The following is an 18,945-nucleotide window of genomic DNA, read 5'->3' on the forward strand; positions in this document are numbered from 1 at the left end:
AACGAGCGCAATCGACGTCGAGAATCCAGGCCGCGGCCCCAGCGGGCACCGATTGCGTTGCGGGAAACGTATTCTCCTTTGGAAGAGCGGCCTGGCGGATGCAAACAACGGCGGCAGGCGCTGCGGGGGGCTGTTCGGCTGCACGTAAGCCCGGGCGGGGCAGCCAGCGGAATCGCGTTGGTTGCAGGAAGCTGGGCAAGCCCGTGGGAGATACGGGTCATAGGCTTTGAGTGTGACGGGACGCCGGATCGCGTCGTATGGCCGCCCGGAGGGCCTCGCATGAGGGGCCCTGTAAATTCGGATTCGCGTTGACTTTCTTCTATAGGAGATTTAATCTCCGGGGTGCCAGTCGTTGCGCGTCGAAATCTTCTCGAATGGTTGGCCGCAGGCAGCAGGAATGTCCGAGGAGATCTGATCCGGTCCCTCCACGGATGGCTGCATCGTATTTTGCAGTGCTTATGAATGTCTGCCAGATCGATCGGTGCCGACCGGCGGGATAAAAGGTAGCCGCCGGCGCGAAATGGATGTGTTGTTTGTCTTCAATCGGGTATTCGAAGGAGTTAGCGATGAGCATCAAATTGCACAATCCGGCCAGCATGGCGCCGCCGTTCTCCTGCTACAGTCAGGGCGCTTCGGTGCCCGGTGACGCACGCTGGCTGTATGCTTCCGGTCAAGTAGGCGTGACGGCGGACGGTGTCGTTCCGGACGATCCGGAGCGGCAAACCGAGTTGGCGTGGGATAACCTTCTGGCCGTGCTGGCCGATGCCGGGATGACCGCGAAGGATCTGGTCAAGGTCGACGGCTTCATCACGAGCCCGGACCTCGTGCCGTTCTTCCGCAAGGAGCGCGAACGGCGATTTGCGGGGCACGCTGCTGCAACCACGATGGTCATCGTCGCGGGGCTGGCCGAGTCCAATCTTCTGGTGGAGATTCAGGCGGTCGCGGCCCGCTGACGCAATGTCGGTTCTGGTCGGGCGGCGGACATCCGTTGAGCCGTGTTCGGCGCTTGACCAGGCGTTGGTGTCCATCGCGAGCCGTGGCAGTCGTCGTGCGCCTGCCACGGCTCGTCTGTCGGCAAGCCGTCCGCGCAACCGCGGCACCGGCGAACAGCCGCGCGCGTGCCGGTTCAACGCGGATTGCCGCGACGATCCGCCGAACGACCGGACACAACGGTATCGATGCGGCTTGGCAGGACGGGCGGGCTAGGTGCGGCGAGAAATGACCATGAAATAGCCGCACGGCTCCGCCGTCTGATTGACGAAACCGTGCTCGACGTCGGCCTGGAAGAACAGCGAGTCGCCTGGTCCCAGATATTCCTTCCTTGTCCTGAACTCCACGACGAGATTTCCGATCGTCACGACGATCTGTTTCTCCACCCCGGGCGGGTATCCGGGAAGCAGGCCGGTCGCCACGCCGGCGGGAAGGTAGTGATAGATGAGCTCCACGCGGCTGCCGCCTGTCGCTGGCGAAACGATGTGCCGTTCAAAACCCGTTTCGGGGTCGCGAAAGACCGGGCGTGCCGCCCTGCGCATGACCACCGTACTGCCTCCGGGTTGATCGCCCCCGACCAGTTCCGTCAGCGACGATTGAAGGCTGTGCGCGATTCTCGTTGCGATGCCGATCGTCGGGCTCTTCTCCCCGCGCTCAACCTTGGAGAGCATGGCACGGCTGACCCCCGAAAGTTGCGACAGTTGCTCCAGCGTCAACCCGGAAGCTTCCCGCAATCCGCGAACACGGCCCCCAAAGGCACGCGAGAGCGAGTCATTCTCGTCCGCCGTGCTCGATTCGGCGTCTTGTCCCTGCGGCATAGGTTCCTTTCCCGTGATGAGTCGAATCGACAAACGGATATTATCATCCACCATAGAAGAAACAATCAAGCTCGGAAGATGCGTCTTGCTGCGCTCGTGGGCACGCATCGTCTGGAAGGACTATTGGTACGGGCCGGGATGCGCAGCCAGGGCGGCCGTACTGACGGCTGAACGTTGCCCCCGGGCCGTACGCTTGCTTGCGTCTCCTATGGTAGATATTATTCCACCCATTGATGGGTCAATTATCTGATTTTGAGGGGCGGCGAGCATGGACACGAACACGATGAAGCTGATTGCAAAAGGCCGGAACTTCGCATCCTTCCAGTTTGGCGATCTGAAGATCGTTGCGCTCCGCGACGGATACGTCGATATGCCTGCCACGAGGCTCCGGCAAGTCGGCGGGGGGACTTTCGACCAGCCGCCCGTCGGGACGCATCTGGTCGACAACCAATTGCGACTGTCGGTCAATGCGTTCGTCATCATTGACGGCGAACGGTCCGTCATCGTCGACACCGGCGCGTCGAACACGTGGTATCCCACGATGGGAGAACTGGTGGATGGTGTCGCTGAAGCCGGGATCGACAGGTCCAGTATCACGGACGTGTTGCTGACGCACACGCATGAGGATCATGTGAACGGCCTGATCGCACCGGACGGTTCGGACGCATTTCCGCAAGCGAAGAGAATCCTCGTCGGCCCGGAGGAAATCCCGGAATTTACCGGCCGGTTGGCCCGGCTGCGGGATCGCGTCACGCCGGTTACGGACAATTTCGCCGTGAGCGACCGGATCACTGCGGTTCGCGCGACCGGGCATTCTCCCGGACACACCGCATACGAAGCGGCAAGCAGTGTCGGGCGCTTGCTGGTGTGGGGCGACATTATCCACGTGCCGTCGGTGCAGTTCGGGCGCCCCGAGATTTCATGGGAATTCGACAGCAATCAGTCGAGGGCTCGCGATACACGATTGGCACTTCTGGAGCGTGCGGCACGGCCGCATTATTACGTGGCTGGCGCCCATCTGGATTTCCCCGGTATCGGGAGCGTGACGGCGGGTGGTGACGGCTTCGCGTTTCATCCCGTTGGCGTTGAGTGACACGTTGACGAACTCGTCAACGACGAACGCGCGACGTTGTGGATCGATCACGATATCGATCGGAATGCGACGCTGCCTCACGCGCCTCAGCGGATCGAGCGGGCAGCCTGGCCGCTCGCGATCAGTTTGGCCGTCGCGCGTTCCATGAGAGAGGGCCGGCATCGGAACCGCATGCCGTCCCGAATGCCGGCGCTACCGATTACTTCACGGGCGGGAAATCGACGACCGTGTCGTTGATGCGGTTGAACGTGTTGGTGAAGATCGTCAGCGCGATCGCGAGCGAGATTTCCGCGAGTTGTGGGTCCGTGTAGCCGGCTTCGCGGATCGACGCGAATTCGTCGTCGGTGATCGTGCCGCTGGTCCGTTGCAGGTTCAGCACGAAGCGGATCAGCGCGTCGCGCGTCGCGTCGCCGGTGTTCGGCTGGGCCGAGCGGATCGCGCGCAGCGCGTCGGCCGACAGGCCGGTCATCTTGCCGAGCAGGTTGTGCGCGGCGACGCAGTAGTCACAGCCGGTGTCGGCGCTGACGAGCAACTTGATCGTTTCGAGATCCTGCTTGCTCAGCGTGCCGCCGGCGAGCACGCCTTCGGCGTTGAGCACGGCCGCGAGCGCGTTCGGCGCGAGATGGCCGACGGCGGCGAACAGGTTGGGGACGGTGCCGCCGGCGACCTTGCGGACTTGTGCGTAGACGTCGGCGGTCGCGCCGGTGGCGGATTCGATGGCGGGGATGGCGATGCGGCTCATGACTGGCTCCTTGATCGGAAAGTTGACGCCCGTTCGTTCGGGGTGACTCCACTTTAGAAGCGCAGACTGATCCTCGTAAGACGCAAAATCGCAAAATCAATGCTCAAAAGTATCAATCGACTGCGCGGCAGTTCCCGATCGCCGGCAGCCGTCGCCCGCCCCGGGCCTCGCGGCTCACCGGCGCTCTACTTCCGGCTTTTCAGGAAGGTCCGCCCTTCGGCCGTGATCGACGCGCCGGAGCGGCCGTGCACGGGATGGCTGACGAAACCCGCGCTGACGAGCTCCCGTGCGATCGACCAGCCGAGCGCCGGCGCATCGCGTCCGTAGCGAACGTCGGCGAGGCGTTCGAGCGCCCAGATTGCGGAGGCTGACAGGTTGGGGGTGTTGGACGTGTCGTTGTCGCTCATCGCTTCCTCGGAGAATGGAGATTCGGGGTGGGCGGCGCGATGCCGCGAGAGTGGCGGTGCAAGCGTCAGCGCGCCTGCAGCAACGGAATCAGCGCGTGCAGCGCCGCTTCCTCGTCGGGGCCGGTGGCCAGCACCTGGGCCGACGTGCCGCCGTGTACCTGCAGCGCTGCGATGGCGGCGCCGTCCTTCGCGTTCTCGCCATGCCCGTTCGCGATCAGCAGGATGTCGCTTTCGAAGCGGCGTGCCGCGTCGACGGCCGCGTCTCGTGCGGCGCAACCGCGGTTGCGGTTCCACGCGGGGCCGATTTGAACGTACACAACGGTTGCCACGATGCTGGAAAGCCTCCGGACGGGTGGTCGGGCGGTACGCGGTGCCGGGCCGGCAACGCACCGGGGGGCGCGCGAAACGCGGTTTTGCGATGCGTGTCGCGTACATCGGCCGGCTGGCCTTTCACGATTTCCCGCAGGGGCGCGGGGCGTCGATCGGGTGGTCGAGGTGCGCCATTCGATGCGAACATGCCGGCATCCTCACGGAAGCTGCCTTCAAGTTCGCTGAATGTCGCGAAGTGGGGGATTATAATGCATAGGTCAGGTTATGTGTATTGCATTATAATGTCGTGTGCGCTGATGCCGGTCCGCTGCTCCTTTGGCGGGCGTGCCCGGCCACACTTGCCCGGGCGCGGAGCCTGCTCGCCCGGCATTTCTTTTCGACCGACCCGAACGCCTCCCGAATGGAATCTGCAATGAACGCCGCCCCCGCCTGCCCGCAATGCGCGATGGAAAACACCTACCCGGACGGCACGCTGACCGTGTGCGCGGACTGCGGCCATGAATGGTCGGCCGGCGCCGGCGCCGAAGCGGGCGACGAGCCGGCGGGCGACGTCGTCAAGGACGCGAACGGCAACGTGCTGTCGGACGGCGATTCGGTCGTGCTGATCAAGGACTTGCGCGTGAAGGGCTCGTCGATCACGCTGAAGATGGGCACCAAGGTGAAGAGCATCCGGCTCGTCGGCGGCGATCACGAAGTCGACTGCAAGACCGACATGGGCGGCTTCATGCTGAAGGCCTGCTATCTGAAGAAGGTCTGAGCGTACACTGCGATCGTCCGTTCCCAACCGACTACCCGAGCATGATCGAGGATCGCACTTCCTACGAAGCGTTCGTCAGATTCCTGGCGACGCCGCTGAACGACGGCCGGCCTTTCGTGCTGGAGACGCGGCACGCGCTCTCGCTGCACTTCGATCATTTCGGTACGCAGAGCTTCATGTCGCTCAGGGATCCGGCCCGGCTCGAGCTCGGCTATACGCGCGTGATGATGGGCTTTCTGCTGCTGCAGCCCGAGCCTGCACATATCTGCATGCTCGGGCTCGGCGGCGGCTCGCTCGCGAAGTACTGCTACCGGCACCTGCCCGGCACGGCGATCGACGCGGTCGAGATCAATCCGGACGTGATCGCGCTGCGCGACGTGTTCAGGATTCCTGCCGATGATGCGCGGTTCGCGGTGGTGTGCGCCGACGGCGCGGATCATGTGGCGCGGGCGGACGTCCGGACGGACGTGATCCTGCACGACGTGTTTGTCGCCGACGGCACGCCGGGCCGGTGTACCGGCGCCGCATTCCTCGACGCGTGCCGCGCGCGCCTGAGCGAATCAGGCGTGCTGGCGATCAACCTGATGGACGACAACCCGGCGCTGCCGCAGCATCTCGAGCAACTGCGAGCGGTGTTCGGTGCGTCGTATGCGCTGGTGCCGTGCGGCGACGACAACAACTTCGTCGCGTTCGCGTGGAAGGACGACCGCCGGCTGCCGTCGCTGCGCATCCTGCTCGAACGCGCGCTCGCGTGTGCGCAGGCGGGCGAGCTCAAGCTGGCGGCCACCGCAAGGCGCATGAAGGCCGGGGAAGGCGTCGATCCGCAGCGGCTGGTCCGGCGTGCGCAATCGCACGGGCGATGGGAAATCGGCGCGTAACAGGCTCGTAACCGGCGCCGCGGGCGCGGCCTGCGCGGCCGCGCTTACTTCACGCGCTTGCCGAGCGCGCTCTTGGTCTTGTACGTCACGCCGTGCCGGTCGAGATACTCGCGGATCAACTGCCGCACGACTTGCGACGGCGTGAGATCCTGCTCCGCACAGAGCATCTCGAAGGCTTCTTTCTTCGCGGGGTCGATCAGGACGGTCAGGCGGGCGGTTTTCGTTTCCATTGCGAGGCGAGCGTGGTCGGTATGTTAATCAAATTATAATCGATCCGCTTTCGGCGCCGCCGCCGGAGTGCCATCCTCGCGTCCGATCAGCGCCTGCTGCGGAGCAGCGCGAGCAGGTCGTCGATCACGGGGACGATCGCGAGCGTGACGAGCACGGCGGCGAGCGGCACGGTCGACACGTAGCCGACATGCTTGAAGCCGATCGCGCCGGCCAGGCCGCCGACGAAGAACGACGCGAGCATCGTCGCGTGAATCCTCAGTTTCGAGCGGTTGGCGATCACCGCATGCGCGTCGACGTCGACGGCCGACCGGTTCCAGTAGAACAGCTTGCCGAGCTCGATGCCGAGGTCGGTCACGATGCCGGTCATGTGCGTCGTGCGGATCTCCGCGCCCGACAGTTTCGTGATCGTCGCGTTCTGCAGCCCCATGATGAAACACAGCAGCGTCACGGTCACCGGCACGAAGAACGTTTCCCACAGCGCGAGGTGGCTGCCGAGCAGCCCGAACAGGAGCAGCAGCGCGGCCTCGACGAGCAGCGGCAGCATGAACTGGCTGTGCAGGCCGCGGCGGCGGCCCCAGTTGACGAGGATCGCCGAGCAGCTCGCACCGATCAGGAACGACCCCAGCGAGCTGATGCCGGCCAGCGCGAGCCGCACGTCGCCGAGCGCCGTCTGGTCGGCGATCGCCGACACGATGCCGGTCATGTGCGACGTGTATTGCCTGACCGCGAGGAAGCCGCCGGCATTGGCCGCGCCGGCGACGAACGCGAGCGAAAACCCGAGCTGACGGTTCGCGGTCGCGCTGCGGTGTTTTCCGGTCAGGTTTCGAAAGTACTGCGCTGGCATAGGGGCTTCGCTCAATCGCCGCGGATCGCGGGCACGGACGGCTAGACCGGCGCCGGACAGCCGCGCGGGCAGGCCGCCTGCACCGGGCACCGGGTCTCTCGAATCATGTGACGAACATGATAATGCCATTATCATACTCTGTTAGCCGGATGGCGCTTTCAGTACAATGGCGCGACGTGCAGCCGGCCTGCGGTCTCACTGCCGCTCGGCCTGCGTTCGCGATCACTTCTGGCCACCGCTTCATGACCCCGACCAAGTTCATTCTTCGCTACACGGCGATCCCTTTCACGGCCATCGTGGCCGTGGTGATCTGGACTGTCATACCATCGTCGAAAGAGATCGATGCGAGACAATATGCGGCGCTGTCGCGTGCGTACGCGAGTTTCCCGCTGCCGTTCCGGCACGAGATCTCGGAAGCGATGGACCACGGCCGGATCAACGACCGGCGCTACCAGACACTCGTGCGCGATTCGCTGGGCAACGGCGTCGCGCTGGACTGGCCGGCGTCAGGCGTCGGCGACATCGCGGACGAACGACAAAAACTGGCCGAACTGATTCAGGCCGATTCGGATCTTCAAAGGCAACACCCATGAAAACTCTGCTGGTTTCTGTGGCATTCGCGATGATCATCGCGAGCCTGATTTTCGCGCTGTATTTCATGAATCACGATCGCGGCAAGTCCAAGCGGATGGCGTGGTCGCTCGCGGCACGCGTCGGGCTGTCGGTCACGCTGTTTCTGTCGCTGCTGATCGCGTACAAGCTCGGCTGGATCGAACCGACCGGGTTGCCGATCGGGCGTTGAGCAGGGCATGCCCCGTTGCATGCGGGGCGTTTTCGTAAATGCAAGTTTGATTCAGTAATCGAGGTGTTGTGATAAGAATACTTATCCTGATGCGATTGATATGAATTAAGGCGACCGGTGGGATTGCAACGTCGAAACGGTCATTTCGTATCACCGGGCCGCGATGAAATCGCAGCCCGGTGCGCGTGCACCGGCGAGGGCAGCGGCACTCTTCCGCCGCGCTACCCGCGCGCAGCCGCCTATCCGTGAGTCCGGCGAAGCGCGCGGCTCATCTCCGCGATCGGCATCGACGCAATCGAGTTCAGCAGGCGGATTTCCCCGGCATCGGGGCGGGCGATCTCGCGCACTTCATCGAGCGTCTGCGCGACGCTGCGATCGAGCGGTTCGAGAAAGCGCCGAAGCTCGTTTTCGGCCGCCTTGTCCTTGAGCCCGAGCGCGTTGCCGAACGCGACCAGCGCGTTCACGTCGATGTCGGAGAACCGCGTCGCCGTGCCGAGCGGCATCGTCAGTTCGCAGTGCGGCCAGTGATCGCCGCGATGGTCGGGCCGGTGCGTGGGCGTGTGATAGACGACCGTGCTGACGATGTCGTAGAACGGCGCAAGCCGGTAGCCGCGCGCGTCGACGAAGAACGACAGGTTCTTCAGGTGCGCGTCGCCATTGCCGACCACCACGTTGAAGATCGTCCAGCGGAACACCGACAGGCGCGCGAGTGCGCGCGTGCTGGTCTGCCCGATCGCGCGGCCGAGCTCCTCCGCGTTCGCGCGCTGATACTTGAAGCCGCGATCGTAGTTCAGCAACTGCATCGCATCGATCGTGTGCAGGCGTCCGGCCGGCTCCGACGCGGTATCGCGGTCGAAGCGGTCGATCACGTAGCACGCGGACGGCACACGAAGAAAATGCACGTCCGGGACGTCGAGGCCCATGCGCTTCGCGAGCTTCATGCAGAAGAATTCGTTGATCGCCGAATGCGGATAGCCGGCGGCGCGCATGTCCGGCTTCAGCAGATGCATCGACGGCTCGCTGCCGACCGGTTCGAACAGCGCGTAGTCCGGCGCGTCGCCGCGCAGGATCAGCAGCAGCTTCTGCTGCGCGCCGGCCGCCGACATGCGCTTGGGCGCGGTGGCCGTCAGCGCGCGCTCGGGCATGGCCTGGATGCGACGCTCGAGTTCGTCGAGCGCAAGCGGCTGCATGCTGCCGGCGGCCTCCTGTTCGCCTTCGGCCAGCAGCGTGAGCGCGCCGGCCGATTCGCGCCCGAAATACGCGAGCAGGCCCCACGCATCGGCGGCATCGACCTTCGCTTCGCGCGCGAGCGACGTCCGCATGCCTTCTTCGGGCAGCAGGTTGTCGAAGAACCACTGGACCGGGCGATCGGTCGAGCCGTCGGTGAAGGTGTCGGCGCGCAGCGCGAATGCGGGCGACAGCGGGTACGCGCGCGGCGAGGCCAGCCACTGCGCGTCGTACGTGAACGACCAGACGCCCTTGTCGTCGGTCAGCCTGCCCATGCGCAGCCCGTTCGCGGACGCGATCAGTGTTCTAGCCATGGCTGCTCCTGCGGCGTTGAGCGGCCTTGAGCGCGTTTTCCGCCGAAATCTCGATCGACGACTCCGCGAACAGGCTCACGCCCAGTTCGCCGAGCAGCAGCAGCACCTTGCCGATTTGCGCGGTCGGCTTCCCGGCTTCCACCTGGCTGATGAATTTCGGCGAGAGCCCCGTGGCGTTCGCGAGCTCGTCCCGCGTGAACCCCTGCTGGAGCCGCACGGCGCGAATGAGGTTGGCGAGGGCGCCGATCGTGTTGACGGACCGAGTCTCCGGCATGATGTTCTCCGTGCTTCGTATCTGAGCGGGAACAGTATTGCACAACTCGCGGGTTCGGGCATTGATTCGTATCCGTTCGGAAACGGAAGCGCCTCGCAGGTGGCTGGATGGTTGTTTCGTTCCTGAGCGGGAACCAAATGGCTTGAAATCGCTGGCAACGGCATTTCCGTATCCGGGCGGATACGTGATTGGCGCGCAGGACGAAGCCGGCCGCGCGTGCAACCCGGGAACGATACGGCGTGCAGCGACGCTGACGCTACGTTGTGCTTGTCCGGACCGACATGAGCGTGCACGTCTGCCTGACGATCGTGCAGCGCGCGTCAACGCCGCCGTGCAGCGGTCGGCAGCGCGTCGACATCGTTAGAATGACCGCGGCACATCAGTCCATTCCGTGACGCGTCACCCGATCGACATGAATCCATGACCGTCCAAGAACTCGAAAAACTGATGCGAAGCCTGTTCGACGACGACAGTCTCGAAGTCTTTGACGAGACCGGCTACAGCCTCTCTTTCGTCGTGCCGACCCGGCCGATGGAATTGTGATGGCCCCGAGCGGACGGTTTTGCGCGCGGCGCAACCGCCTGTTGCCGTGCGTATGCCCGAGCAGCGATCTTTATGACCGCAGCAGATAAACGTCTCCGAATCGCTTCGTTGACGCAGTCCGGCAACCGGGCGCGACGCGGCAAACAACGATTCCCGCTTTGCTTATCGCGCGGCGCCCGATGCGCGTGCCGTCAGAACTTCACGCGCAGCCCGCTGACGAGCGCGACCTGGCGGTTCGTCGACGACGCGCTGCCGATGTTCGAGATCGCCGCGACCTTGCGATAGCCGCCCGACGTCGCCGTACTCGGATCGCCGGCCGCGAGCTGGTAGATGCCGGACAGGTAGATATCGGTGCGCTTCGACAACGCGTAGTCGAACCCGAGCGTGAACTGGTGCCAGCGCGGCTTCAGCGTCTGGCCGCCGGTGCCCGGCAGGCCGCTCGCGCGCCCGTCGGTGAACGTATAGACGCCGATCAGCGTGGCCGCCGGCGTGATCTGGTAGCGCGCGTTCGCGTCGTAGTTGTTGAACTTGCGTGACGAGCCGTCGACGTAGTCGAGCTGCGTGTGGCTCCACGTGAAGCCGAGCGTCGCGCGGCCGAGCGCGTAGTTCGCGCCCACGGCGCCGATCTGCTGCTTGAGCACGCCGCCGTTCAGCCCGTAGAAGAACGCGCCGCTATAGTCGTTGCCGGTGGTCGAGGTCGCGCCGCCCACCGCGCCGCTCGTATTCGACGTCGCGTTCGGATGATTGAGCCGCACGTAGCCGCCGCCGACCGACAGCGGGCCATTTACATAGTTCGCCGACACGCCCCACGCGTTGTTGTTCGAGAAACCGGTGCCCGCGCCGCCGTTCGCCTGGTTGCTGAACGCATAGAGCAGGTCGGCCGTGAAGCCGGCGATCGTGTCGCTGCGGAACTTCACCGCGTTGTTCAGCCGGAAGCTCTGGTTCAGGTTGTCGTTGTCGCCGACGTGCGTGGCCGGCGACCAGAAGCCGGACCCCGAGTACTGCGCGACGAGATCGGTGATCGGCTCGTACTGGCGGCCGAACGTCAGCGTGCCGAGGCCCTTCTTCGCGAGGCCCACGTACGCGGAGCGGCCGAACAGGCGGCCGCCCTGGCCGAGCCCGCCGTCGCTCGGCCGGAACCCGCTTTCGAGCGTGAAGACCGCCTGCAGGCCGCCGCCGAGATCCTCCGCGCCTTTCAGGCCCCAGCGGCTGCCGCTCAGCTTGCCGCTCGTCTGCTGGATGTTGCTCGCACCGCCCTGGTTGTTCGTATAGGCGATACCGGCATCGACGACGCCGTACAACGTGACCGAACTCTGCGCATGCGCGCTGACCGAACCGATCGAAACCAAACCCAGGACTACCGATTTTTTGATCATGACCATCCTCTGTTTTTATGACTACGTCTGCGAGGATCACGATGCTATTGACGACGGGCGCCGCGATGAACGGTCGATCTGTGGTTTGTAAATCGCCGCGCGGCCGATTTGTAATGTGCATTGCCGCACGCTCGACGCGTGCGGCGCGATCGCGTCCGGCGTGCATGCTGCGGCGAACGCATCGCACCGACGGCGAACGTCGAGCGCCGGAAACGTGCGCCCGCCGTCATATCGATCGATGAAATCGTTCGATGTCCGCAACGCATGCGGCTCGCCTCGCGATGCTTTTATGCAACGGCCCCCAGTGCGGCGAACGGCCGATGCGTTATGCGCGACCGCATATCGATTTCGCAAAACGTTGGTAGGGCAGGGCGATGCGTGACGGTAGAGTCGGGCATCCGGTCGCGGGCAGGCATGCTCCGGGAGTGCGAGGGCGCCGACGTGCGCGTTCGTCCCGGTCGTACAACGAACACGGGAGCCGTTCGACATGAGTCGCGATGTGCTGTTTTTGCTGGAACCGGGCTTTACCGATCCGAAGCATCCGGGCCAACGCTTCGTCTGTCCGCATGGACTGCCGATCGAAGGGCTGCTGGCGAGCGCGCCCGACCGCGCCGGCCGCATCGACGTGCGGCGCATCGGTTTCGAGCGGCCGCGGCACGCGGTGATCGACGCGCTCGACGACGCGCACCAGGGCCTGCCGGTGCTCGTGCTCGGCCGCGACCGGCCGGCGCCGGACGACGCTCAGACGCTCGGCGACGTGCGCTTCGTCACCGACGCGCGGCGCATCCTCGAACTGTTGGCCGAGCGCCACGGGTTTCCGGTGCTTCACTGACGCAACGCTTTTCACTGTTTATCCGATTCACAGGAGCATCCGATGTCGTCAATCTCGGTGGCACGCCGCCGCCTGCTGCTCGCCGGTGCCGCGGTCGTGTCGGCCCCGTTGGCCGCAAGGGCCGCGTTCGCCGCGCCGGCCGTCAATGCCGATCTCGCCGGCACGACGTTGCGCGTCGCGACCTACAAGGGCGGCTGGCGCGCGCTGCTGCAGGCGGCCGGCCTCGACGACACGCCGTACCGGATCGAATGGCGCGAACTGAATAACGGCGTGCTGCACATCGAGGCGCTCAATGCGGACGCGCTCGATATCGGTTCGGGCAGCGAAATTCCGGCGGTGTTCGCCGCGCGCCAGAAGGCCAATGTGCGGTTCATCTCCCGCGCACGCGAAGACCTGAACAACCAGGTCACGCTCGCGCGCAAGGACACGCCGATCCGCAGCATCGCGGAACTGAAGGGAAAGCGCGTCGGCTACGTGCGCGCGACGACGTCGCACTATTTCCTGTATCGCCAGCTTGCGGAGGCCGGCTTGAGCTTCGACGACATCCAGCCGATCAACCTGTCGCCGACCGACGGGTTGTCCGCATACGATCGCGGCGATATCGACGCGTGGGCGATCTACGGCTACAACGGCCAGCTCGCGCGCAATCGCTACGGCGCGCGCGTGCTGAAGACGGGGAAGGGTTATCTGTCGGGCAATTTTCCGGTCTACGCGAATCCGCGCACGCTCGACGATGCGCGCCGTCGTGCCGCGACGGGCGATCTGCTGCTGCGGTTTCGACGCGCGTATGCGTGGGCGAACGGCCATTTCCGTGACTATGCGCTCGTGCAGAACCGCGAGACGCGCGTGCCGGTTGCCGATCTCGTCGCGATGTTCGAGCAGCGCAGCGACGACTACGCGCTGCTGCCGGTGACGCCCGACGTGGTGGCGCAGCATCAGCAGGTCGCGGATGTGTTCGCTCGCATCGGCGTGCTGGACGGGCCGGCGAATGTCGCGCCGTTCTGGGATACGTCGTTCAACTCGGTGGTTGCCGCAGCGTGAAGCGGTGCGGCAAGAAGAAGCCTATGTGATCTCACGGCTTCAAGCTCGACGTAGACCTGGCCGGGTCGGGCGATCCGGCCCGACCGGATCACGAGAACGTCGTCGCGACCATGATGCCGAACACTACCCCGAGCGCGATCCCGCAGAGCCGGCCGTAGATCGATGCGCGAACATTGTCGTCGAGCACGAAAGGCGAGCGTTTGTGCTTCCATACCGTGCTGAATGCCACCGGGCGGGTCAGCAGCGCAATGCATGCGATCAGCACCGGCGTGGCGATGAGCATCGCCACGCGCTGCCCGTTCCAGTCGACGCCGTGCATGGCGAGCGAAACCAGCGCGGCGAGCGGAACCTCGACGCACAGGCCCAGCAACGAACCGTTGACGAAGGAATCTCCCGGGGACTGGAACATGATCGGTCCTAGCGTTCGAATGAAATCGGCGCCCGGTTCGAGCACCTGAAAAATAGAAACCACCGCCGACGTCCAGGGTCGGTCGACCGGGTTCGGCATCAGTCGGAATGACGGCCGGATGGTAAGGCAAATTGCCGGCCGTTTGTCGGTCATTCAAGCTATTTAACAAATGTACTGAGTCCCGGCGTATTTTTAAGTCGCACCGGAATATCGCGCCGTGGTAATAATCGGATAATCGGCTTGCGTATGATTCAAACCCGGTCCGCCTGCTGGGATCCCTCGATATTCACTACAATCGAGCGTCCCTTTCTCGACGAACGGGTAAGCCCTTGAATTGATTCCTCTCGCTATCGTATGACGATAATGGCTGCTCGACTGCTTCCCGAAAATCGGCCTCGCGCGTAAAAACCCGCAGCCGGACCAATTCGAAACACGGACTTCCAATTAATCACCACACGCATGAACACGTCCGACAACAACGAGACCAACCGCCGTCATCTCGTCGCCTTCGCGATCGACGACAACACGCAGGCCTGGTACGAGATGGTGATCCCGTTCATCGTCTCGCTGCGCGCGACGGACTACCGGGGGCGCATCGGCGTCATCGGCTATGGCTTGTCCGACGCGAAACAGCAGCGGCTGCGTGCCAACGGTATCGAGGTCTACGCCGCGGCTGGCGTCGGCGATCTCGCATGGGATCGCTACATCTCCGCGGCCGCGGTCTTCGACGCGGATCCGGAACTGCAGACGCTCGCCCTCTACGATGCCGATATCTGGTTCCCGGGGCCGCGGTTCGATCTCTTCGACGTCGTGCCGGACGACGATGTCCTCCACGTCGCGCCTGACGCCCACTTCTGCGCATTCGTGATGTCGCCGATCATCGGCGAACGGAGGGACGCGCTGATCCGTCAGTGCGTCCAGGACGTGCTCGATCGGGTGAGGCATCCGCTGCAGGCGGGGCTCGTCGTGGGCGGTCGTGCGCCGTGGGCGCGGTTCGCGCAGTATGTCCGCGAGCAGGCCGCAAGAATCGGCCAGGACTTCGCGGCGATCCACGGACTGGACACGACGTTCCTGCATCTGTGGGGCGGCCTTGGACAGGTTCGACTCGTCGGTTGCGAACAGAATTTCGTCACGAAATGGGGGCTTCACGAGCGGCACGATTTCGATGCGGTCCGCATCGTGCTCGAGCATCAGGGCAAACCGATCCGTGGCCTGCACATGACGGGCGACGTGCGCTTTCTCAACCACTGGCGATATCTGGCTCGCCATGCCGAGCACGCGATCGCACTCGGGCACGCGTTCGCGCTGGCGCCCGAATCCGGCATGCGGGACCAGCCGGCCGATCTCGACCTGCTTCAGCCTGAACGCTTTGTCGCGAGCGGGTTGTCGCTCGTGGCCGCGCACGAGGACGTGCTGGCGAACGTCCCGCGTCTCGCCGCGGGACCCTCGTTCCGGAACCTGCAGGGCTGTGCGCTCAATGCGTGGGCGTCGCACACCGTCGAATTCGCGGTGACGCGCGAACGGATGGTGCTGGACATCTGCGTGTCGCATCTGAGCGGCCAGCCTTCGGCACCCTGCGCTCAACTGGCGCACAACGGCGCAACGGTGTCGCTGCAGGCGCCTCACAAACTCAGCCTCGCGACGCAACCGGGCGATCGAATCGCGCTGCGCGCGCTCACGCTGCCGGGGCAGGCGTGTCATACCGCGTGGGATATCGTCGTGCGGTACGCGTGATGTCGCGATAAATCGGGTGCGCCACTGCTCCCGTGACGGTTGGAACCCGGACGGCGGAGGGGCGTCATCGAGCGTGTCGCATGAGCGCTCGAACGTTGCGCGACAGCCGGGCGCATCGTGGCCCGATACCGACCGCCGCGGGTTCGTCAGGCGGCGAAGATCCGGCGCTGGTAATCGAGAATCAGGCGATCGATGTCCTGATCGGCGCGCCGCGGCTGGCTTTTCGGCTCGAGCCAGAGCCATCGCATCATCCGGTAACGGGCCTCGACGCACATCAGCCACGCGTCCCAGTCCGACCAGTGGCGCAGCAGCGGGATGTTGCGAATGTCCCGCAGCCCGTCGCGAATCTCGTACACGTGGAAATGCTTGCCGGCGCGCTGACTCAACTCGTCGAACGCGCGTGCGGCTCGCTCCGGGTCGGACAGCAGAAAATCGTGGATTTCGATGATGACGTGGCTGCCGGAGAGCTGTTCCAGCAGCGCGTCGTCGAACAGGTCGAACTCCGCTCCCTCGATATCGCACAGGATGACCCGCTCGGCCGGATCGCCGCCGTGCTCCGACAGGACTGCCGGCAGGTTGCGATCGGCCTGGCCGTGGACAGCGACCCGATCCGCCAGCCCCATCTCCGCGGCTCGGTGCTGGATGGCCTGGCGGCGCTGCTCGTCCATCTCGAAACACAGGCTGCGGCCGAACACGTTGTTGCTGACCAGGCCGATGCCGAAAATCCCGTCGGCGGCCCCCAGATCGACCAGCACCTTGTGGGGCGACCCGAGTGCTTCGAGAATCGCGCAAACGGCGATCTCGTAGGTGCCGAGCAGGTAACCGCCGACCGCGACCTCCGCCCAATGGCTGACGCCGATGGGAAACCCGCGAAGGATGCCGTACTGGACGATCGAGCCCGTCTGCTCGCGCAGCAACTGCGACAGATAGTGCAGACGAAGATTCGCGGCCTGAAGCGAGCTTTGGCTGAAGTACTGCGCGTGGTCCATTTTTCTCGTTCTCTCCGGGGGAAGAAGCGCATCGGGAAATGCGGCGGGGGCGGGGGGCGTTCGCGAATGCGACGCGCGTTGCCCTGCATCGAACGAGAATATAACGCCTAGTCGACGCCACCGTGTACGTGAGTCATGGATTGGCGTCTGTCCGATGACCAGTCACGCGCGCCCCATGATCCGGGTGCCGAGCGAGATGCCGAGTTCGGACAGCGACGCATTGGTCGCGAGCTGAAGCGTTTCCCAGCGCGACAGCGCGGCATCGAAAGCGGGGCCGTGCACGACGCCGCGCAGCGCGTCGGCGAGACCGACCGCATTCTCCGCCGCTTTCGCGACGCCGGCGGCCGTGTGCGGCCGGACGAGGCAGGCCGCGTCGCCGAGCAACACCGCGCGGCCGAACACCATGCGGTCGACCGCGAGATCCAGGATCGACTGCGCGAACGGCGCGTGCGTCGCATCGACGAGCGCGGCGAGCGTCGGCGCAAGCATCCGGCGGCCGGCGTCCACGAGTTCGAGCCGGTTGTCGTCCCGCATCGCGCCGGGCGGCAGCGAACCGTCGCGCTGCGTGCCGTCTTGCGCGAGGAACAGCGACGGCACGCGATCCTGCGTGAGCCGCCGGTACCAGACCCAGTTCACGCGCCGTTTGCCCGGTTCGATCGCGCCGTCGCGGCCGGGCACCAGATAGGTCAGGAACAGATGCGCGTCGCCTTGCTGAAACGTGAAGCGGTTGCGCAGTACCTGCAGCACCGTGTCGGGAAGCAGGTGCTCGTCGACGAGCCCGCGCCACGCGACATAACCCGCGTACGCGGGCCGCGTTTCGGGAAGCAGTTGCGCGCGGACGTTCGAGCGGCCGCCGTCGGCGCCGACCAGCAGGTCGGCCTGCTCGACGCGGCCGTCCGCGAAATGCGCGATCACGCTGTCGCCTTCCTGCTCGAACCGCTCGAACGATACGCCGGCATGCACGACGCCGGCGGGCAGCGCGCGCTTCAGGGCCGTGTAGATCACGTTCCACGCGGTCTGCGTTTGCGGCATGTAGAGGCGTTGGACGATCCGGTCGTGCTCGTCGAGATAGATCCGGTCGATGGAATCGACGCCCGCATCGCGCGGCACGGGCACGTCGCCGAACGTGAATGCGCGTTCGATCGGCGCTTGCAGCACGATGCCGCCGCCGCGGCTGTCGAGGTCGTTCGGCGATTGCTCGAAGACCTTGACGCGCCATCCGGCCGCCCGCAGCGCGGTGGCCGTGAAAAGCCCGCCCACCGATCCGCCGATGACGACCGCCAGCGGGCCCGAAACGTCGCTCATGATGGCTTCCTCCCGATGATCCGTCGCGCGTGCGGCGATTCAGCCTTCCCAGTGCTTCAGGAAGTCGAGCAGAAGCGCGTTCACGCGCTCCGGCTGCTCCTCCTGCGGCAGGTGCCCGCACTGCGCGATCGGCTCGGCACGCAGGTTCGTGGCCATGCTTTCCCACACGGATTTCATGTCGAACATCTTGCCGACCGCGTAGAAATCCTCGCCCCAGATGGCCATGGTCGGGCATGCGATCCTGACGTCCGCATCGACGAGGTCCTGCTTCACGTCCTCGGCGTTCGCGCGATAGTCGGCCAGTGCGCCGCGCACGGCGCCCGGACGTCGATACGCCCGCACGTACGTATCGAACGCGTCGCCGGAGATCGCGTGCGGGTTGTAGCACCAGTCGGAGAAGAAATAGCTCAGCCATTCGGCTTCCTTGCCGGCGATCAACGCCTCGGGAAGGTCCGGCACCTGGTGAAACAGGAAGAACCAGTACGCGCGCGCCGTTTGCGCGGTCATGTTCTGCGCGACGATGCGCGTCGGCACGTTGTCCATCACGACGAGCCGCTCGACGCGCTCGGGAAAATCTTTCGAGAAACGCGTCGCGACGCGCGCGCCGCGGTCGTGCCCGACGAGCGCGATGCGGCCGATGCCGAGCGTATCGAGCAGCCCGGCGAGGTCGCGCGCCATGTTGCGTTTGTCGTACCCGGCGGCCGGCTTGTCGGTTTCGCCGTAGCCGCGCAGGTCGGGCGCGATCACGCGGTAGCGCTGCGCCAGCGCGGGGATCTGGAAGCGCCACGCGAAGCTGGTTTCCGGGAAGCCGTGCAGCAGGACGACGACGGGCCCGCTGCCGGCATCGATGTAGTGCTGGCGGATGCCGTTCGCGGTGACGGTGTGATGGGTGATCGAAGGCGTGGCGAGGGTCATGCGGCGGTCCCGGTTCGGTTCGGACTGCGCGCAGCAGGCGCGGCAGCGAATGCCTATCGAGGATAGGTGAAGTGCGCGGCGCGCCGGATAAATT

The 18,945-nt window shown here is 65.1% G+C and carries 23 protein-coding genes; 10 read left to right on the forward strand and 13 right to left on the reverse strand.

The genetic code is table 11. The features are described 5' to 3' along the window. The first annotated feature begins 566 nt into the window (after positions 1–566). On the forward strand, positions 567–953 hold the full coding sequence (locus ABD05_RS32105) for a RidA family protein (RefSeq protein WP_047904194.1): 387 nt from the start codon (positions 567–569) through the stop codon (positions 951–953). A gap of 249 nt (positions 954–1,202) precedes the next feature. Here the strand turns inward: ABD05_RS32105 and ABD05_RS32110 are convergent, their stop codons facing one another. Then, on the reverse strand, positions 1,203–1,916 hold the full coding sequence (locus ABD05_RS32110) for a helix-turn-helix domain-containing protein (protein ID WP_238594229.1): 714 nt from the start codon (positions 1,914–1,916) through the stop codon (positions 1,203–1,205). Between the two features lie 160 nt (positions 1,917–2,076). On the opposite strand from ABD05_RS32110, the gene ABD05_RS32115 reads away from it, so the two are divergent. Continuing rightward, complete coding sequence (locus ABD05_RS32115; RefSeq protein ID WP_202967915.1) at positions 2,077–2,901, forward strand: MBL fold metallo-hydrolase; 825 nt, start codon at positions 2,077–2,079, stop codon at positions 2,899–2,901. A 199-nt stretch (positions 2,902–3,100) separates the two neighbouring features. On the opposite strand, the gene ABD05_RS32120 is transcribed toward ABD05_RS32115, so the two are convergent. The 3 genes from ABD05_RS32120 to ABD05_RS32130 form a co-directional block, all read right to left on the reverse strand. Next, positions 3,101–3,643 carry a carboxymuconolactone decarboxylase family protein gene (locus ABD05_RS32120; RefSeq protein ID WP_047904195.1) on the reverse strand — a complete coding sequence of 181 codons (543 nt, stop codon included), beginning with the start codon at positions 3,641–3,643 and terminating at the stop codon, positions 3,101–3,103. A gap of 185 nt (positions 3,644–3,828) precedes the next feature. Further along, positions 3,829–4,050, reverse strand: a complete 222-nt coding sequence (locus tag ABD05_RS32125; RefSeq protein WP_047904196.1) for a hypothetical protein — start codon at positions 4,048–4,050, stop codon at positions 3,829–3,831. A gap of 65 nt (positions 4,051–4,115) precedes the next feature. Beyond that, on the reverse strand, positions 4,116–4,367 hold the full coding sequence (locus ABD05_RS32130; protein WP_082146313.1) for an HPr family phosphocarrier protein: 252 nt from the start codon (positions 4,365–4,367) through the stop codon (positions 4,116–4,118). Between the two features lie 425 nt (positions 4,368–4,792). Here ABD05_RS32130 and ABD05_RS32135 point away from each other — a divergent pair, with 425 nt between their 5' ends. After that, positions 4,793–5,137, forward strand: coding sequence for a zinc ribbon domain-containing protein YjdM (locus tag ABD05_RS32135; protein WP_031401187.1), 345 nt, complete (start codon positions 4,793–4,795; stop codon positions 5,135–5,137). Between the two features lie 41 nt (positions 5,138–5,178). Beyond that, entirely contained in the window at positions 5,179–6,015 is an 837-nt protein-coding gene (locus ABD05_RS32140; RefSeq protein WP_047904198.1) for a spermine/spermidine synthase domain-containing protein, read from the forward strand. A 44-nt stretch (positions 6,016–6,059) separates the two neighbouring features. Here the strand turns inward: ABD05_RS32140 and ABD05_RS32145 are convergent, their stop codons facing one another. Both ABD05_RS32145 and ABD05_RS32150 read right to left on the reverse strand, forming a co-directional pair. Further along, positions 6,060–6,245 (reverse strand): ribbon-helix-helix protein, CopG family, encoded by a 186-nt coding sequence (locus tag ABD05_RS32145; RefSeq protein ID WP_021158209.1) that lies wholly within the window; start codon positions 6,243–6,245, stop codon positions 6,060–6,062. Between the two features lie 86 nt (positions 6,246–6,331). Next, entirely contained in the window at positions 6,332–7,090 is a 759-nt protein-coding gene (locus ABD05_RS32150) for a YoaK family protein (RefSeq protein WP_047904199.1), read from the reverse strand. Between the two features lie 242 nt (positions 7,091–7,332). Here ABD05_RS32150 and ABD05_RS32155 point away from each other — a divergent pair, with 242 nt between their 5' ends. Both ABD05_RS32155 and ABD05_RS32160 read left to right on the forward strand, forming a co-directional pair. Next, positions 7,333–7,683, forward strand: a complete 351-nt coding sequence (locus ABD05_RS32155) for a hypothetical protein (RefSeq protein ID WP_047904200.1) — start codon at positions 7,333–7,335, stop codon at positions 7,681–7,683. Further along, positions 7,680–7,892: a twin transmembrane helix small protein gene (locus tag ABD05_RS32160; RefSeq protein ID WP_006489184.1), complete on the forward strand. Its 213-nt coding sequence runs from the start codon at positions 7,680–7,682 to the stop codon at positions 7,890–7,892. Before ABD05_RS32155 ends, ABD05_RS32160 begins: the two co-directional genes overlap by 4 nt. Before the next feature lie 239 nt (positions 7,893–8,131). On the opposite strand, the gene ABD05_RS32165 is transcribed toward ABD05_RS32160, so the two are convergent. Both ABD05_RS32165 and ABD05_RS32170 read right to left on the reverse strand, forming a co-directional pair. Then, positions 8,132–9,433 (reverse strand): HipA domain-containing protein, encoded by a 1,302-nt coding sequence (locus tag ABD05_RS32165; protein WP_047904201.1) that lies wholly within the window; start codon positions 9,431–9,433, stop codon positions 8,132–8,134. Next, positions 9,426–9,707: a helix-turn-helix domain-containing protein gene (locus tag ABD05_RS32170; RefSeq protein WP_047904202.1), complete on the reverse strand. Its 282-nt coding sequence runs from the start codon at positions 9,705–9,707 to the stop codon at positions 9,426–9,428. The genes ABD05_RS32165 and ABD05_RS32170 overlap by 8 nt, the downstream gene beginning before the upstream one ends. Positions 9,708–10,127: 420 nt before the next feature. On the opposite strand from ABD05_RS32170, the gene ABD05_RS39365 reads away from it, so the two are divergent. Beyond that, entirely contained in the window at positions 10,128–10,250 is a 123-nt protein-coding gene (locus ABD05_RS39365; RefSeq protein ID WP_274521922.1) for a hypothetical protein, read from the forward strand. 191 nt (positions 10,251–10,441) lie between these two features. Here ABD05_RS39365 and ABD05_RS32175 read toward each other — a convergent pair whose 3' ends face one another. Next, complete coding sequence (locus ABD05_RS32175) at positions 10,442–11,626, reverse strand: porin (RefSeq protein ID WP_047904663.1); 1,185 nt, start codon at positions 11,624–11,626, stop codon at positions 10,442–10,444. Positions 11,627–12,113: 487 nt separating this feature from the next. On the opposite strand from ABD05_RS32175, the gene ABD05_RS32185 reads away from it, so the two are divergent. Both ABD05_RS32185 and ABD05_RS32190 read left to right on the forward strand, forming a co-directional pair. Further along, positions 12,114–12,458, forward strand: a complete 345-nt coding sequence (locus tag ABD05_RS32185) for a DUF3088 domain-containing protein (RefSeq protein ID WP_047904204.1) — start codon at positions 12,114–12,116, stop codon at positions 12,456–12,458. 42 nt (positions 12,459–12,500) lie between these two features. Then, complete coding sequence (locus ABD05_RS32190; protein WP_047904205.1) at positions 12,501–13,499, forward strand: ABC transporter substrate-binding protein; 999 nt, start codon at positions 12,501–12,503, stop codon at positions 13,497–13,499. A gap of 88 nt (positions 13,500–13,587) precedes the next feature. On the opposite strand, the gene ABD05_RS32195 is transcribed toward ABD05_RS32190, so the two are convergent. After that, complete coding sequence (locus tag ABD05_RS32195; RefSeq protein ID WP_238594230.1) at positions 13,588–14,061, reverse strand: hypothetical protein; 474 nt, start codon at positions 14,059–14,061, stop codon at positions 13,588–13,590. 306 nt (positions 14,062–14,367) lie between these two features. Between ABD05_RS32195 and ABD05_RS32200 the strand changes: the two genes are divergently transcribed. After that, positions 14,368–15,642: a hypothetical protein gene (locus ABD05_RS32200; RefSeq protein ID WP_047904207.1), complete on the forward strand. Its 1,275-nt coding sequence runs from the start codon at positions 14,368–14,370 to the stop codon at positions 15,640–15,642. Positions 15,643–15,788: 146 nt separating this feature from the next. On the opposite strand, the gene ABD05_RS32205 is transcribed toward ABD05_RS32200, so the two are convergent. From ABD05_RS32205 to ABD05_RS32215, 3 genes are all read right to left on the reverse strand, one after another. After that, positions 15,789–16,631, reverse strand: a complete 843-nt coding sequence (locus ABD05_RS32205) for a hypothetical protein (RefSeq protein ID WP_047904208.1) — start codon at positions 16,629–16,631, stop codon at positions 15,789–15,791. Positions 16,632–16,793: 162 nt separating this feature from the next. Then, the gene (locus ABD05_RS32210) at positions 16,794–17,936 is read right to left on the reverse strand and encodes an FAD binding domain-containing protein (protein WP_047904209.1); all 1,143 of its coding nucleotides are present in this window, start codon (positions 17,934–17,936) and stop codon (positions 16,794–16,796) included. Between the two features lie 39 nt (positions 17,937–17,975). Continuing rightward, complete coding sequence (locus tag ABD05_RS32215) at positions 17,976–18,851, reverse strand: alpha/beta fold hydrolase (protein ID WP_047904210.1); 876 nt, start codon at positions 18,849–18,851, stop codon at positions 17,976–17,978. Positions 18,852–18,945: the final 94 nt, after the last annotated feature.

Source organism: Burkholderia pyrrocinia (assembly GCF_001028665.1).
GTDB lineage: Bacteria > Pseudomonadota > Gammaproteobacteria > Burkholderiales > Burkholderiaceae > Burkholderia > Burkholderia pyrrocinia.